Annotated in this window: 14 protein-coding genes and 4 tRNA genes; 4 read left to right on the top strand and 14 right to left on the bottom strand. The window is 30.5% G+C overall.

Annotated features, from left to right (window positions below; genetic code table 11):
- Positions 1-151: 151 nt before the first annotated feature.
- The 7 genes from GFV00_RS04030 to rpsU form a co-directional block, all read right to left on the bottom strand.
- Positions 152-223: transfer RNA gene (locus GFV00_RS04030), tRNA-Thr, on the bottom strand.
- A 13-nt stretch (positions 224-236) separates the two neighbouring features.
- Positions 237-309: transfer RNA gene (locus tag GFV00_RS04025), tRNA-Gly, on the bottom strand.
- A gap of 81 nt (positions 310-390) precedes the next feature.
- Positions 391-473: transfer RNA gene (locus GFV00_RS04020), tRNA-Tyr, on the bottom strand.
- A 10-nt stretch (positions 474-483) separates the two neighbouring features.
- Positions 484-557, bottom strand: a tRNA-Thr gene (locus tag GFV00_RS04015).
- 131 nt (positions 558-688) lie between these two features.
- Entirely contained in the window at positions 689-979 is a 291-nt protein-coding gene (gene hpf, locus GFV00_RS04010; RefSeq protein ID WP_160557120.1) for a ribosome hibernation-promoting factor, HPF/YfiA family, read from the bottom strand.
- Complete coding sequence (locus GFV00_RS04005) at positions 969-1,889, bottom strand: tyrosine-type recombinase/integrase (RefSeq protein ID WP_160557121.1); 921 nt, start codon at positions 1,887-1,889, stop codon at positions 969-971. Before GFV00_RS04005 ends, hpf begins: the two co-directional genes overlap by 11 nt.
- Positions 1,890-1,959: 70 nt before the next feature.
- Positions 1,960-2,154 carry a 30S ribosomal protein S21 gene (rpsU, locus tag GFV00_RS04000; RefSeq protein ID WP_055425292.1) on the bottom strand — a complete coding sequence of 65 codons (195 nt, stop codon included), beginning with the start codon at positions 2,152-2,154 and terminating at the stop codon, positions 1,960-1,962.
- 218 nt (positions 2,155-2,372) lie between these two features.
- Between rpsU and GFV00_RS03995 the strand changes: the two genes are divergently transcribed.
- The 3 genes from GFV00_RS03995 (at position 2,373) to lpdA (ending at position 6,197) form a co-directional block, all read left to right on the top strand.
- Positions 2,373-3,911, top strand: a complete 1,539-nt coding sequence (locus GFV00_RS03995; protein ID WP_160557122.1) for a glycine--tRNA ligase — start codon at positions 2,373-2,375, stop codon at positions 3,909-3,911.
- Between the two features lie 172 nt (positions 3,912-4,083).
- Positions 4,084-4,638 carry a YcxB family protein gene (locus tag GFV00_RS03990; RefSeq protein ID WP_160557123.1) on the top strand — a complete coding sequence of 185 codons (555 nt, stop codon included), beginning with the start codon at positions 4,084-4,086 and terminating at the stop codon, positions 4,636-4,638.
- 155 nt (positions 4,639-4,793) lie between these two features.
- Positions 4,794-6,197 carry a dihydrolipoyl dehydrogenase gene (gene lpdA, locus GFV00_RS03985; RefSeq protein ID WP_160557124.1) on the top strand — a complete coding sequence of 468 codons (1,404 nt, stop codon included), beginning with the start codon at positions 4,794-4,796 and terminating at the stop codon, positions 6,195-6,197.
- A gap of 96 nt (positions 6,198-6,293) precedes the next feature.
- Here the strand turns inward: lpdA and GFV00_RS03980 are convergent, their stop codons facing one another.
- The 3 genes from GFV00_RS03980 to GFV00_RS03970 all read right to left on the bottom strand — a co-directional run bounded on the left by GFV00_RS03980 (position 6,294) and on the right by GFV00_RS03970 (position 7,804).
- Entirely contained in the window at positions 6,294-6,824 is a 531-nt protein-coding gene (locus GFV00_RS03980) for a DUF2335 domain-containing protein (RefSeq protein WP_160557125.1), read from the bottom strand.
- Between the two features lie 32 nt (positions 6,825-6,856).
- Positions 6,857-7,096 carry a hypothetical protein gene (locus tag GFV00_RS03975; protein ID WP_160557126.1) on the bottom strand — a complete coding sequence of 80 codons (240 nt, stop codon included), beginning with the start codon at positions 7,094-7,096 and terminating at the stop codon, positions 6,857-6,859.
- A gap of 300 nt (positions 7,097-7,396) precedes the next feature.
- Positions 7,397-7,804 carry a helix-turn-helix domain-containing protein gene (locus GFV00_RS03970; RefSeq protein WP_160557127.1) on the bottom strand — a complete coding sequence of 136 codons (408 nt, stop codon included), beginning with the start codon at positions 7,802-7,804 and terminating at the stop codon, positions 7,397-7,399.
- A gap of 159 nt (positions 7,805-7,963) precedes the next feature.
- On the opposite strand from GFV00_RS03970, the gene GFV00_RS03965 reads away from it, so the two are divergent.
- The gene (locus GFV00_RS03965; protein WP_160557128.1) at positions 7,964-8,248 is read left to right on the top strand and encodes a hypothetical protein; all 285 of its coding nucleotides are present in this window, start codon (positions 7,964-7,966) and stop codon (positions 8,246-8,248) included.
- Between the two features lie 86 nt (positions 8,249-8,334).
- Here GFV00_RS03965 and bla read toward each other — a convergent pair whose 3' ends face one another.
- From bla to GFV00_RS03945, 4 genes are all read right to left on the bottom strand, one after another.
- Positions 8,335-9,219, bottom strand: a complete 885-nt coding sequence (gene bla / locus GFV00_RS03960; protein WP_160557129.1) for a class A beta-lactamase, subclass A2 — start codon at positions 9,217-9,219, stop codon at positions 8,335-8,337.
- 61 nt (positions 9,220-9,280) lie between these two features.
- Complete coding sequence (locus GFV00_RS03955) at positions 9,281-9,715, bottom strand: hypothetical protein (protein ID WP_160557130.1); 435 nt, start codon at positions 9,713-9,715, stop codon at positions 9,281-9,283.
- Positions 9,716-9,853: 138 nt separating this feature from the next.
- Entirely contained in the window at positions 9,854-11,218 is a 1,365-nt protein-coding gene (hisS, locus tag GFV00_RS03950; RefSeq protein ID WP_160557302.1) for a histidine--tRNA ligase, read from the bottom strand.
- A 124-nt stretch (positions 11,219-11,342) separates the two neighbouring features.
- Positions 11,343-11,882, bottom strand: a complete 540-nt coding sequence (locus GFV00_RS03945) for a DUF1440 domain-containing protein (protein WP_160557131.1) — start codon at positions 11,880-11,882, stop codon at positions 11,343-11,345.
- Between the last annotated feature and the right edge of the window lie 188 nt (positions 11,883-12,070).

The following is a 12,070-nucleotide window of genomic DNA, read 5'->3' as shown; positions in this document are numbered from 1 at the left end:
AAAAATGAGTGCAAATATACTCAATTTTTTTTAAATAACAATAGCTTATAAAAAATAAATACTTTTTTATAAACAACTGTTTTGTAAATATGTCTTTAAGAAAGTTTAGGCTTATTAATAAAATTTGTGATTGTATGTTTGGATAATTGAGAGCCAATGACGGGAATTGAACCCGTGACCTCGTCCTTACCAAGGAAGCGCTCTACCCCTGAGCTACATCGGCTGTTAAAAAATTGAGCGGAAGACGAGGGTCGAACTCGCGACATTCAGCTTGGAAGGCTGACGCTCTACCAACTGAGCTACTTCCGCTTATTTTTTGATTACCTTTGTAATTCGGTTGCAAAGGTAGAATTTTTTTTTTGAATTACAAAATTTTTTTTATTTTTTTTGTGGGGAGAGGAGGATTCGAACCTCCGAAGGTAAAAACCAACAGATTTACAGTCTGTCCTCGTTGGCCGCTTGAGTATCTCCCCTTCAAAAACGAGCCGGTAGAGGGATTCGAACCCACGACCCCGAGATTACAAATCACGTGCTCTGGCCAACTGAGCTATACCGGCATTAAATTTTTTATTTCAAAGAAAATATTTCGTTATTTTTCTAAGATCATTATCTTCGTCTAACGGATTGCAAAGGTAGATAAATTTTTAATATTTCCAAATTTTTATGAAAAAAAAATATGATTTTTTACCTACATTTTTTCTTTCCTTTTGAGTATCATCTTTTTAGCGGCTTCACAGGCTAAGTCAATACTTTCTTCAAATGTAGGGGACGTTTTTTTAGCTACTAATTCATCACCGGGAACTTCTAAAACGATTTCTGTAGTCTTATTTTCTTTATTTCCAACGTTTTCCAATTTTAGGAATATATTAGCATTGATAATTTTATCGTAATATTTATCTAATTTTAATACTTTTTTATTTAAAAATGCCAATAGGGTGTCTTGTGCATTAAAATTTACTGCTTGTACGTTAATTTTCATCTTTTTTATTTTTAAGCCCAAAAGGATGGGACCGGTTGAATACTTTTTTTAAATCTTCTATAGTATTATGAGTATATACCTGTGTAGCTGCTAAACTACTGTGACCCAGTAATTCTTTTATGGAATTGATTTCAGCTCCGTTGTGTAAGAGATGACTTGCAAAGGTATGACGAAGCATATGCGGACTTTTTTTATCCTTAGTAGTTACCATGCTAACATATCTATGAATCAGGTTATATACATACTTTTCACTTAAAATTTTACCGTTTTTATTGGTAAATAGATATTCATAAGGTATACCAAAATTGATTTTATAGGCTAGAAATGCATTTATTTGCTCTGATAATTTTTGAGTTATAGGAATTAATCTTTCCTTATTTCTTTTTCCTGTAACTCTAATCGTGTGATTCTTTAAATCGATTGTTGAAGTTTTAAGTTGCAGAAGCTCCATTCTTCTGATACCTGTTTGATAAAATATCTCAAAAATGAGATGGTTTCTAAGAGTTTCAAAGGAATCTGAATTATCTTTTCCTGCCTCACAAGAATTTATATAAGTTTCGATGGAATAAATTTCATCTTCAGTGTAAGGGAGTAGAACTTTTTTCTTTTGTTTAAGATTTTTTAAGTGTATGGTTGGATTTATATCCAAATAACCAATTTTAAGCAAAAATTTATAAAAGCTTCTTATAGAAGAAATTTTTCTATTGATGGATTTTTCCGATAAATTTTTATTGGATAGATAAATAATGAAATTCCTTAGTTGTTTGGCAGTAGCATGTTCTGCATCAGAAATGCTTTCAGATTCTAAAAGAAAGCTTTGAAGATCCAGCAAATCTCTTTCATAACTTTGTATGGTAAGAGGAGAATAATGTTTCTCTAAGGTAAGGTATTCAAGAAATTTTTGTAACATATAAAAAGCCTACTTTTCAAAATTAAAAATAATTTCGAAAAATAGGCTAATATTTTATAGAAAAAGTTTCTTATGCTTCTTCTTGACTTTGCAATCTTTGTTTGTAAGCTGCTCTAATTACCTGTTGTCTTTTAGTAACAGAAGGCTTAATAAACTGTTGTCTTTTTCTTAATTCTTTAACAACACCGGTTTTATCGTATTTTCTTTTATATTTTTTTAGAGCTTTATCAATAGACTCTCCATCTTTTACTGGAATAATTAACATAATAACATCTCTTTTTTGTTCTTCATTTATTTTCGAAGTGCAAATATATGAAGATAATTTGCAAACACAAATTTATTTTTAATATCAACGAAAGATTCGGTTTAATTATTAGATATATTTTGTTTTCCCTGATAGAGGTATATAACAGTTATAGGGTAATATCTCATTTTTTATAGTAAATTTGAACGTTGAATATAAATATCTAACCAAGTATATATATGAAATCTCAAGAAGATGTTTTAAAAAAGGTAGTTGCCCATGCCAAGGAATATGGGTTTGTTTTTCCTTCCAGTGAAGTTTATGACGGATTATCAGCCATTTACGATTACGGTCAAAATGGTGTTGAATTAAAAAACAATATTAAACAGTATTGGTGGAAAGCAATGGTGCAGTTGAATGAAAATATTTTGGGATTGGATTCTGCTATATTTATGCATCCTACTATCTGGAAGGCTTCCGGACATGTTGATGCGTTTAATGATCCGTTAATTGACAATAAAGACAGTAAAAAGAGATTTCGTGCGGATGTTTTAGTGGAAGATTTTGCGGAGAAATTTGAAGATAAAGCCAAAAAAGAAATTGAAAAGGCAAGAAAACGATTCGGAGAAGCTTTTGATTTGGAACAGTTTGAGACTACTAATCCTAAAGTTTTAGAATATAGAAAGCAAAAAGCAGATATCATACAAAGATTAGCTAAATCTTTGGAAACTAATTTAGCAGATACTAAAGCTTTAATCGAAGAACTGGAAATTGGTGATCCCGAAACAGGTTCTAAAAATTGGACAGAAGTTCGTCAGTTTAATTTAATGTTTGGGACAAAATTAGGCTCTACTGCTGATTCTGCTACCGATTTATATTTAAGACCTGAAACGGCACAAGGAATTTTTGTAAATTACCTAAATGTTCAAAAGACAGGAAGAAAAAAATTACCTTTTGGAATTGCACAAATTGGTAAAGCGTTTAGAAATGAAATTGTGGCAAGACAATTCATTTTTAGGATGAGAGAGTTTGAACAGATGGAAATGCAATTTTTTGTTCCTCCGGGCACAGAATTGTCTTATTTTAAAGAATGGAAAGAAAAACGTTTAAATTGGCATTTAGCTTTAGGATTGGGTAAAGATAACTATAGATTTCACGATCATGAAAAGTTAGCGCATTACGCAAACGCTGCCACCGATATTGAATTTAATTTTCCATTCGGATTTAAAGAATTGGAAGGTATCCATTCCAGAACCGATTTTGATTTATCGGCACATGAAAAATATTCCGGTAAAAAACTTCAATATTTCGATCCGGAACAAAATAAAAGTTATGTTCCTTATGTAGTGGAAACTTCTATAGGATTAGACCGAATGTTTTTAGCTCTTTTATCTAAATGTTTAAAAGACGAAACATTGGAAGATGGCTCATCAAGAGTTGTTTTAAGTTTGCCTCCTGCTTTAGCGCCTAATAAAGTAGCTATATTTCCATTACTTAAAAAAGATGGATTGCCGGAATATGCAGAAAAGATTTTCAATGATTTGAAATTTGATTATAATGTAATGTATGAAGATAAAGACGCCATTGGTAAACGATATAGAAGACAAGATGCTATCGGTACTCCTTACTGTATTACCGTAGATCATGATACGCTTTCCGATCATACGGTTACTATAAGAAACAGAGATACTATGAAACAGGAAAGAGTTTCAGTAGATTCCTTACGCACTATTTTAGGAGAGAATGTTGAATTAAAATCTCTTTTAAAGAAAATATAACCATAATATGCTTCCGTTACTAACGGGACATATACTTATTCCTATCTTTACTAGTTACAATTATAAATTAATTTTTATAATATAGGAAGATAGGAATATTTATTTATACGTATTTAATTCTTACTTATTAAATCACTAACATAAATACAACGGATTTCATACATTTACAATTATGAAAGATTATACATATACTTATAAAATTTCAGCAGATGATTATCTTACTCATCAGCTTTTTAGTGCTTCAATGAATGAAGTAGTAAAACAACAAAGGAAAAAAGGCCTACTTTTATGGACTTCCGCTTTTTTTGTACTTGCTGTAATTTTTGTTTTTTTAAAAAACTATGCATTAGCCGCTTATTTTGGAGTATTTGGAATTGGTTTTATATTTATTTATCCGATTTATTCCCGCTGGATATATAAAAGATTTTATAAACGTTTTGTTTATAGAAATTTTAATAAAACTCAATTAGAGACCATTGGACTTACTTTTTCAACGGATGATATAATCCTTTCCAACGGTGAAAATGAAGGAAAAATTCCTATTTCCAATATAGAACTAATCTATGAAATTCCCTCGCATTTTTTTATAAAATTAGACAGAGGAAGAAATATTATTATTCCTAAATCTCAAATTGAAGCTATAGACTCACTTACTAAAACTCTTACTGATTTAGCAGAATCAAAATCGATTCCGTATAAAAGAATGTTGGATTGGAAATGGAAATAATTTCTATTAAGACCTTTTACTGTTTAACTATGGTAAATACGTTATGTAAAGGTATAGGCTAAGTAATTTTAAATTTAAAAAATTGTTTAGTTGAGATGTATAAATTGAACGTATATTTTTTATCTTTGAATTCCAACCCAGTAGAAAAATAAATCATGAGTGATTTCGATATAGTAATCATTGGATCGGGGCCCGGGGGGTATGTCTCAGCCATTCGTTGTGCACAATTAGGATTTAAAACCGCATTGGTAGAAAAATATTCCCATTTAGGAGGCACCTGTTTACATGTGGGATGTATTCCTTCTAAATCCTTGTTAGATGCTTCCGAGCTTTATGATAAAGCTTTACACCAATTTAAAGACTTCGGAATTGAAATTACTAAGCCAACGATTGATTTTAGCAGAATGATTCAACGGAAAAATGAAGTCGTTGAACAAACAAGTAAGGGAATCGATTATTTAATGGATAAAAATAAGATTACGGTTTTTCATGGTATGGGTACTTTTAAGTCTTCCAATCAATTGGAAGTTAAAGATGAGAAAGGAAATATAAAAAACCTGGAAGCTCGATATTTCATTATAGCCACCGGTTCTAAACCTGCAAACCTTCCGTTTGCTCCCGCAGATAAAGAACGTTTGATCACTTCAACAGAGGCATTAAATCTTAAAGAAATACCTAAGCATTTATTGGTTATCGGGGGAGGAGTTATCGGATTAGAACTAGGATCTGTATACAAAAGGTTGGGAGCAGAAGTGACCGTCATAGAATTTTTAGACCGGTTAATTCCTACAATGGATGGCGGTTTATCTAAGGAATTACTTAAAGTGTTAAAAAAACAGGGAATGAAATTTTCTTTATCCACTCAAGTTACCAAGATAGAACTTAAGGGAGATAAAATATTTGTTCAAGCAGTGGAAAAGAATGGTAAGGAAATCAGGTTTGAGGGTGATTATTGTTTAGTCGCTGTCGGAAGAAAACCCTATACTGAAAATCTTGGATTGGAAAAGGCAGGTATTGAATTGGATGATCAAGGAAGAATAAAAGTAAATGAACATTTGCAAACGAATATTCCGAATATTTATGCTATAGGAGATGTGGTTCGTGGACCTATGTTGGCACACAAGGCGGAAGAAGAAGGAGTTTTAGTTGCCGAACAGTTAGCAGGACAAAAACCTCATATAGATTATAATCTTATACCCGCTGTGGTATATACCTGGCCGGAAGTTGCGGGAGTGGGAAAAACAGAAGAACAATTGTTAGAGGAGGGGCGTAGTTTCAAAATAGGACAATTTCCCATTCGTGCATTAGGAAGGGCTCGAGCCAGTGGCGATACGGACGGATTTGTAAAAATATTGGCTGATGAGGCAACCGATGAAGTTTTGGGAATTCATATGATAGCCGCTCGTGCCGCCGATTTAATTGCGGATGCCGTGACTTTATTAGAATATAGAGCATCAGCTGAAGATATAGCTAGAATGAGCCATGCACATCCTACGTATGCTGAAGCCATAAAAGAGGCTGCCTTAGAAGCTACCGAAAAAAGAGCAATTCATAAATAATTAAAAATGAATGATAAAATTAAATTAATGATTATACGTTATTTATAAAAAATTTAGAACTAAAATAATTAGTTCTAAATGAAATTGAAAATATAATTAATTATTATTATTTTGATATTTTTTACCTAATACAAACACGGTCGCCAAACTTACGACCGTTCCTCCTCCGATTATTCCGCCAACCCAATGAGAACCGTATATTCCTGAAATTATTCCTCCTACAATACCCAAAATACTGATTATAAATCCAAAAATTTGACCTAAGACATTTTGTCTATATTGAGAGTTAATTTCTCTTTCTTCGATTTTCATTCTATGTTGTGATTGATTTTCAGCCATTTTCATAATTCTATCTGCGCCATTGGGTATTATAGAATTATATTTATCTAAAGATTCTGGAGATGGGATAGGACCTGAATGTAATTTCTGTTCAGTAAAAGATATCGAAGATGAATTTCCTATGAATCCAAAAAAACTATTTTTATCCTCATCTGGAATAATTTTATAAATTTTTGGGAAATTTTCTTTAATACTTCTTTCTATGTTTGATAGATTTGGTTCATGACCTGAACTTTCGTCATTATCAGATTCGTTGAAAGCATTATTATTAACTTCTGTCTCATTCATAAGTAATCGTTCATAGTAAGGATAAAAAATTTTTAATTATTATATAAAATATATTTATTTTTTTTTAAAAATTTTTTTTCAGCCGTTATTATATCTTCACCTACATTTTTCCAATCTGAAAAAATTGCTTCAAAATCTGTTTTTTTATAAGTTTTAGAATAATTATAATCATAATAGAAACCGAATACATTTAATATACTTCCAATTCCTATAAAAAAATTATTTTTAGGAAGATTAAAATTAGTTATAAGTTTATTAAATTTCTTTTTCATATTTATGAATTTACATAACATATATAATAAAATAAATTTAATATATAATTTAAATATAGAATGAATTTAAATGCAAATTTAATTTGAAAAAAATATTTTTTTAACATTAAAAAATCAATTTATTTGTGATTGATGGTATAATATTAATTAAAAAATATTTTATATTAATAAAGTTAATGTTAAATCCTAGCTAAGCTTTTGCTTTTATTATTGTGTTTAAAGTAAAAGAATCTATTTTAAAAATAAAAAAGAGATTTTAACACTAAAACCTCTTTAAACTATTATCTAAATTGAAATCCTTTATTTATTCAATAACTTTTCCAATAATCCATCTTTTTCTTTCAGCATGCGCTCGTATAAAGCCTCCTTTTCGTTATAGAGTTCTACAATTTTATCAATAGGATTGAAGGTACAATTTATTGGATTATTTAAAAATGAACTTTCTACTTTATCATTAAAAGTATTGATATAATTAAAAGTTGCTTCATCATTCATATTTTTAATAGCATCAATAGGAACATTAAGAGTTTTGGCTACTTTTTTTAGTGTAGAATCATCGATAAATTCTTTTTGCTCAAGTTCAGAAACGGATTGTTGGGTAATATCCAAATCAATAGCAATCGCCTCTTGTTTAATTCCTAACATTTCGCGCAATCGTTTGATATTTCTACCATGATGTGTTTTTTGAGGAGCAATATCTAATTTCATTATGTGTTACTATTTATTTATGTATACAAAAATACTAAAAATACGGCTAAAAATAATGTATTTGTGAAATACATCTCATTAATTGTATTATACAAGTAAGTACTTGTAAAATACCATCTCAATAATGAGCTAATTTTGACAGTATAATAACAAATGAGAATGACAAATACTAAAGATTTTTGGCTTGATAAAGCGCGTCATTATTTACAATCTTCTCGAGGAACAGAGGATATTGAATCGGGAGTTGCGTTTGAAAATTATGTGCAGTTGGGAGCTTTGCTTTACTCCATTATTCATATTTCACAAAAATCGTTGTTTTTTAGAGAAGAAAAATTAGAAGAAGAGGTGCGTACAGATATATATAATCTATTGGATATAGCTAAAAAATTAATTCCACGTTCTGAATTGGAATTTTTGGATGAAATTAGAAAGGAAATAGCGTAATATCTAGTTATTGTTAGTTTTAAAAAACCGGAATGATTTTTAAAAATCATTCCGGTTTGATATATGTAACATTTTAAAATGAAAAATTATTTATTTTTATAAAAGTTATATACTACCTGAGAAATATCGGCAATCATTCGAGCATTGGTTTTGTCATCTTCTTTGGAATCTTTAATAAATACTGCAATAGAATATTGTTTCCCATTGGGTAAATAAACAAAACCGATGTCGTTATCGGCGGCTTTTAAACCTTCAAAATTTCGGGAAGAACTGCCGGATTTATGTCCAATTAAAACTTTTTTAGGTAAAAGAGCTTTTAACTTATCCGAACCTGTTTCAGATTCAGTCAATGCTTGGAATAAGAAATCTTTATAATTTTTACAAAAGATATCTTTATTTATAAAAATATCCAATAAACGAGCAGCTTCCAACGGAGTCGTCCAATTTATATATTGGTTATTAAAATCTTTGCTCATTTCCTCTTCGGTTGCTTGAATGGAAAAATTTTTACTTCCTAGTGTACGTAAATACAGATCTGTCATTTTAGTACCGTTCATATAATAATATAAAGCATCAGAGGCGTTGTTGTCACTTTTGGAAACCGTATAATTTAACAAATCGCCAATAGGAATAGTAAAATTGCCTTCCGGATGCTCTTTTGCTAAAGGGCTGTAAGTATCTTTTTTTATGTCTGATTTTTTCAGATAAATATTAGATTCCAAAGAAAGTAAATTTTTGTTCATATAGTCCAACAAAGCAAGTGCTTGATGAAATTTAAAAACGCTCATCGCCGGATACTCCATATCGTTATTAACTGTTAAGGTATCCTTTCCGTCGAAAATTACGGCCACACCCACAGTGGCTTTCTTATTTTTAGTAATGGAATGGATTTTTTTTTCTAAACTTTGCGTTTGCGCTTTTAGAATGCAAAAAGGCATTGAGAGAAAAAATAGTAATTTAAAATATTTCATAAGATAAAGTTAAATGCTATTTTTTAAATAAAGAAATTATTTTTTATTTCATTAATAAAATCTATTTCTTAATCGCTTTCTTTTCTCTAATTAATTCATTTTTTTTATCTTTATATGTTCTCTCAAGTTCGTTTTTTTGAATTTTTATTTCATTTTTGCTTAATTGACGATTGTTTTCAATCCTTTCTTTATCTCTTTTATATCTTTCTTCTAATTGATCAATTTGAGCGTCCAACTCTTTCTTCTTTTTGTCGGCAAGCTCTGAGTGGCGATCGTATACATGATCATGAGAGTTCGAGTAATTTAAATTATCTTGTTTTTGTTTAAGTGAAAGTTCACGTTTTTTTTGTGCTTTTTCATATCCGGATAAATTTTGATTTTTGCCTATCTCTTTATATTGTCTGCCGTATTCTTTATTCATTTCTTTTCTTCCGGATTGAGCAAAGGCAGATGTGGACAGCATTACTAGAAATGCTAAAGTTAAAAACTTGTTCATTATTATTTTGGTTTTATTAAATTAATTAACAAAGAAAAACCAATCTAAAAATATGCCAATTTTAAAAGCTTTTATGTGATTAATTACTAGTTACATAACTGTAATTTCGTGAATCATTTGAGATAAAACCCATTAAAGTTAAGATAAAAATTCTTCAATTTCATCAATAGATAAATTTTTCTGATCGCCTGTTTTTATATTTTTAAGTGTTACTGTATTCGTATTAATTTCATCTTCTCCATAAAAGGCTACGAAAGATATTTCCTTTTTTTCTGCGTAGGTAAATTGTTTTTGAAGTTTAGATTTTTCAGGATATAAATCACAAGCAATGTTTTTACTTCTAAGTTCTTTAATTAGTTTCAATGCTTGAAGACATTCATTCTCACCGAAATTGAAAAAAAGAATTTGTTTTTGGTGTAACGTAGCCTCAGGAAAAAGATTAAGCTCTTCCATAACCAAATATATTCGGTCTAATCCGAAAGAAATACCTACTCCCGGCATGTTTTTAACGCCGAATATTTCGGTGAGGTTGTCATATCGTCCACCTCCGCCAATTGATCCCATGGAGATATTTTTAGCTTTCACCTCATAAATAGTTCCGGTATAATAATCCAAACCTCGCGCTAGGGTGAGGTTGAAGATCAGTTCTGCAGAGGTAAGACCAATTTCTTTTACCCGATTGTAGATAAATTCCATTTCTTGTATACCTTCTTGCCCTATTTCAATATCTGTGAGTATATCTTTAAGTTGAGAAATTTTTTCTTCAAAAGTTCCTGAAAGTTCAATAATCGGAATAAGTTTTTGTAAAGAATCTTGTCCAATACCTTTAGTTGACATTTCTTCTAAAACTTTATCCAAACCAATCTTGTCCAACTTGTCCAAAGCAACGGTAAAATCGATTAATTGATTTTCGATAGATGCATATTGAGCGACAGCTGCCAATAACTTTCGGTTGTTTACATGAATTTCAATAGGGATATGTAAATCCGAAAAAGCCGAATCATATAATAAAGTAAGATTTACTTCATGCCACAAACTGGCTGAACCAACGATATCGGCATCGCATTGACAAAATTCACGATATCGTCCTTTTTGAGGACGATCTGCTCTCCAAACCGGTTGTATTTGGTATCTTTTGAAAGGTAGGGGAAGTTGCCCGTGATTCATGGCAACATAACGCGCAAAAGGTACGGTAAGATCATACCGCAAAGCTTTTTCCGAAATGGAACCAATTATATTTTTTGAACTCCATTGAGACATATCCGGATTCTTTTTTTTCGCTTCAGCTAGAAAATCACCGCTGTTTAATATTTTAAAAATTAAACGGTCTCCTTCTTCTCCATATTTACCGGTTAATGTATCTAAATTTTCAAAAGAAGGAGTTTCCAACGGTTGAAAGCAAAATTTTTCAAAATTGGATTGTAACTTAGTAATTATGTATCTTCTCTTTTGTAATTCTTTAGCGGTAAAATCTCTGGTGCCTTTAGGAATTCCGGGTTTCATTTCTTTATGTCTTATTTTTAAAACAAAGGTATAGAAATGTTTTGATTTTTTTTTAGGTAAATAAGGTAAAAAAAGAGCATAAAACATATGCTCCTTTTTACATGTATATTGAAATATAAAATTTTTACCTGAAAGGAGAAGTAAGAGGGATTTCGGAATCCGGTTGTTTCGTAATTCGGTTTCGTAAATCTCTACGCGTAATTTCAATTATCCAGGTCCAGAACGTATGTCCGAAAAATTCAGAGAAATGTTCTGCAAAAGGCTGATCCCACGGGGCAGGTACCGTTCCCAGTATTGGCATTATAATAATATGGAACATTATGTAAATAAATATTCCATAGGCTGTCCCCTGCCATAATTTAATTTTAGGATAATATTCTGCAACTAAGCAATAGATTATTGCACAGATAATTGAGAAGGAAAAATGAATAATAAAGCTCATGATCGGTCGCGGATTATCATTAAAATAATACATGAGATGGGAGAGGTCATGAGACATTCCCAGTTGTTCCAGGAGGTGTTGTGGTGGATTGGTCATATCTCTTTCGGGAGTACGGGGAGGAAATGGAACTTCCCAACCGAATTTGATAAAACCTGAAATGATTCCTGAAATGATTCCTACCCATACGGCAACATTTTTCTTAGGATGTAAAGCATTTTTCATAAACAGAATTATATAAATGATTAATTAATTGAAATAATAACACAATTTTTTGATACTAATGTATGCTATCTAAATACATATGTTTAAAGTTATTTTCAAAAAAAATGCCTAAAATTTTACATTTATTCAGTATAATGCTAATTTTATTACAATTTTATTTATAAAATTGATAGGATGGTTAAGCAATG

Source organism: Apibacter sp. B3935 (assembly GCF_009827705.1).
Taxonomy (GTDB): Bacteria; Bacteroidota; Bacteroidia; order Flavobacteriales; family Weeksellaceae; genus Apibacter.
This window is presented reverse-complemented; position numbering and strand designations above follow the sequence as displayed.

What these genes read in the sequence shown, in the direction of transcription:
- hpf (WP_160557120.1), bottom strand. Translation starts at nt 979, where the DNA reads ATGAAAATTAACGTACAAGCAGTAAATTTTAATGCACAAGACACCCTA.
- GFV00_RS04005 (WP_160557121.1), bottom strand. Translation starts at nt 1,889, where the DNA reads ATGTTACAAAAATTTCTTGAATACCTTACCTTAGAGAAACATTATTCT.
- rpsU (WP_055425292.1), bottom strand. Translation starts at nt 2,154, where the DNA reads ATGTTAATTATTCCAGTAAAAGATGGAGAGTCTATTGATAAAGCTCTA.
- GFV00_RS03995 (WP_160557122.1), top strand. Translation starts at nt 2,373, where the DNA reads ATGAAATCTCAAGAAGATGTTTTAAAAAAGGTAGTTGCCCATGCCAAG.
- GFV00_RS03990 (WP_160557123.1), top strand. Translation starts at nt 4,084, where the DNA reads ATGAAAGATTATACATATACTTATAAAATTTCAGCAGATGATTATCTT.
- lpdA (WP_160557124.1), top strand. Translation starts at nt 4,794, where the DNA reads ATGAGTGATTTCGATATAGTAATCATTGGATCGGGGCCCGGGGGGTAT.
- GFV00_RS03980 (WP_160557125.1), bottom strand. Translation starts at nt 6,824, where the DNA reads ATGAATGAGACAGAAGTTAATAATAATGCTTTCAACGAATCTGATAAT.
- GFV00_RS03975 (WP_160557126.1), bottom strand. Translation starts at nt 7,096, where the DNA reads ATGAAAAAGAAATTTAATAAACTTATAACTAATTTTAATCTTCCTAAA.
- GFV00_RS03970 (WP_160557127.1), bottom strand. Translation starts at nt 7,804, where the DNA reads ATGAAATTAGATATTGCTCCTCAAAAAACACATCATGGTAGAAATATC.
- GFV00_RS03965 (WP_160557128.1), top strand. Translation starts at nt 7,964, where the DNA reads ATGACAAATACTAAAGATTTTTGGCTTGATAAAGCGCGTCATTATTTA.
- bla (WP_160557129.1), bottom strand. Translation starts at nt 9,219, where the DNA reads ATGAAATATTTTAAATTACTATTTTTTCTCTCAATGCCTTTTTGCATT.
- GFV00_RS03955 (WP_160557130.1), bottom strand. Translation starts at nt 9,715, where the DNA reads ATGAACAAGTTTTTAACTTTAGCATTTCTAGTAATGCTGTCCACATCT.
- hisS (WP_160557302.1), bottom strand. Translation starts at nt 11,218, where the DNA reads ATGAAACCCGGAATTCCTAAAGGCACCAGAGATTTTACCGCTAAAGAA.
- GFV00_RS03945 (WP_160557131.1), bottom strand. Translation starts at nt 11,882, where the DNA reads ATGAAAAATGCTTTACATCCTAAGAAAAATGTTGCCGTATGGGTAGGA.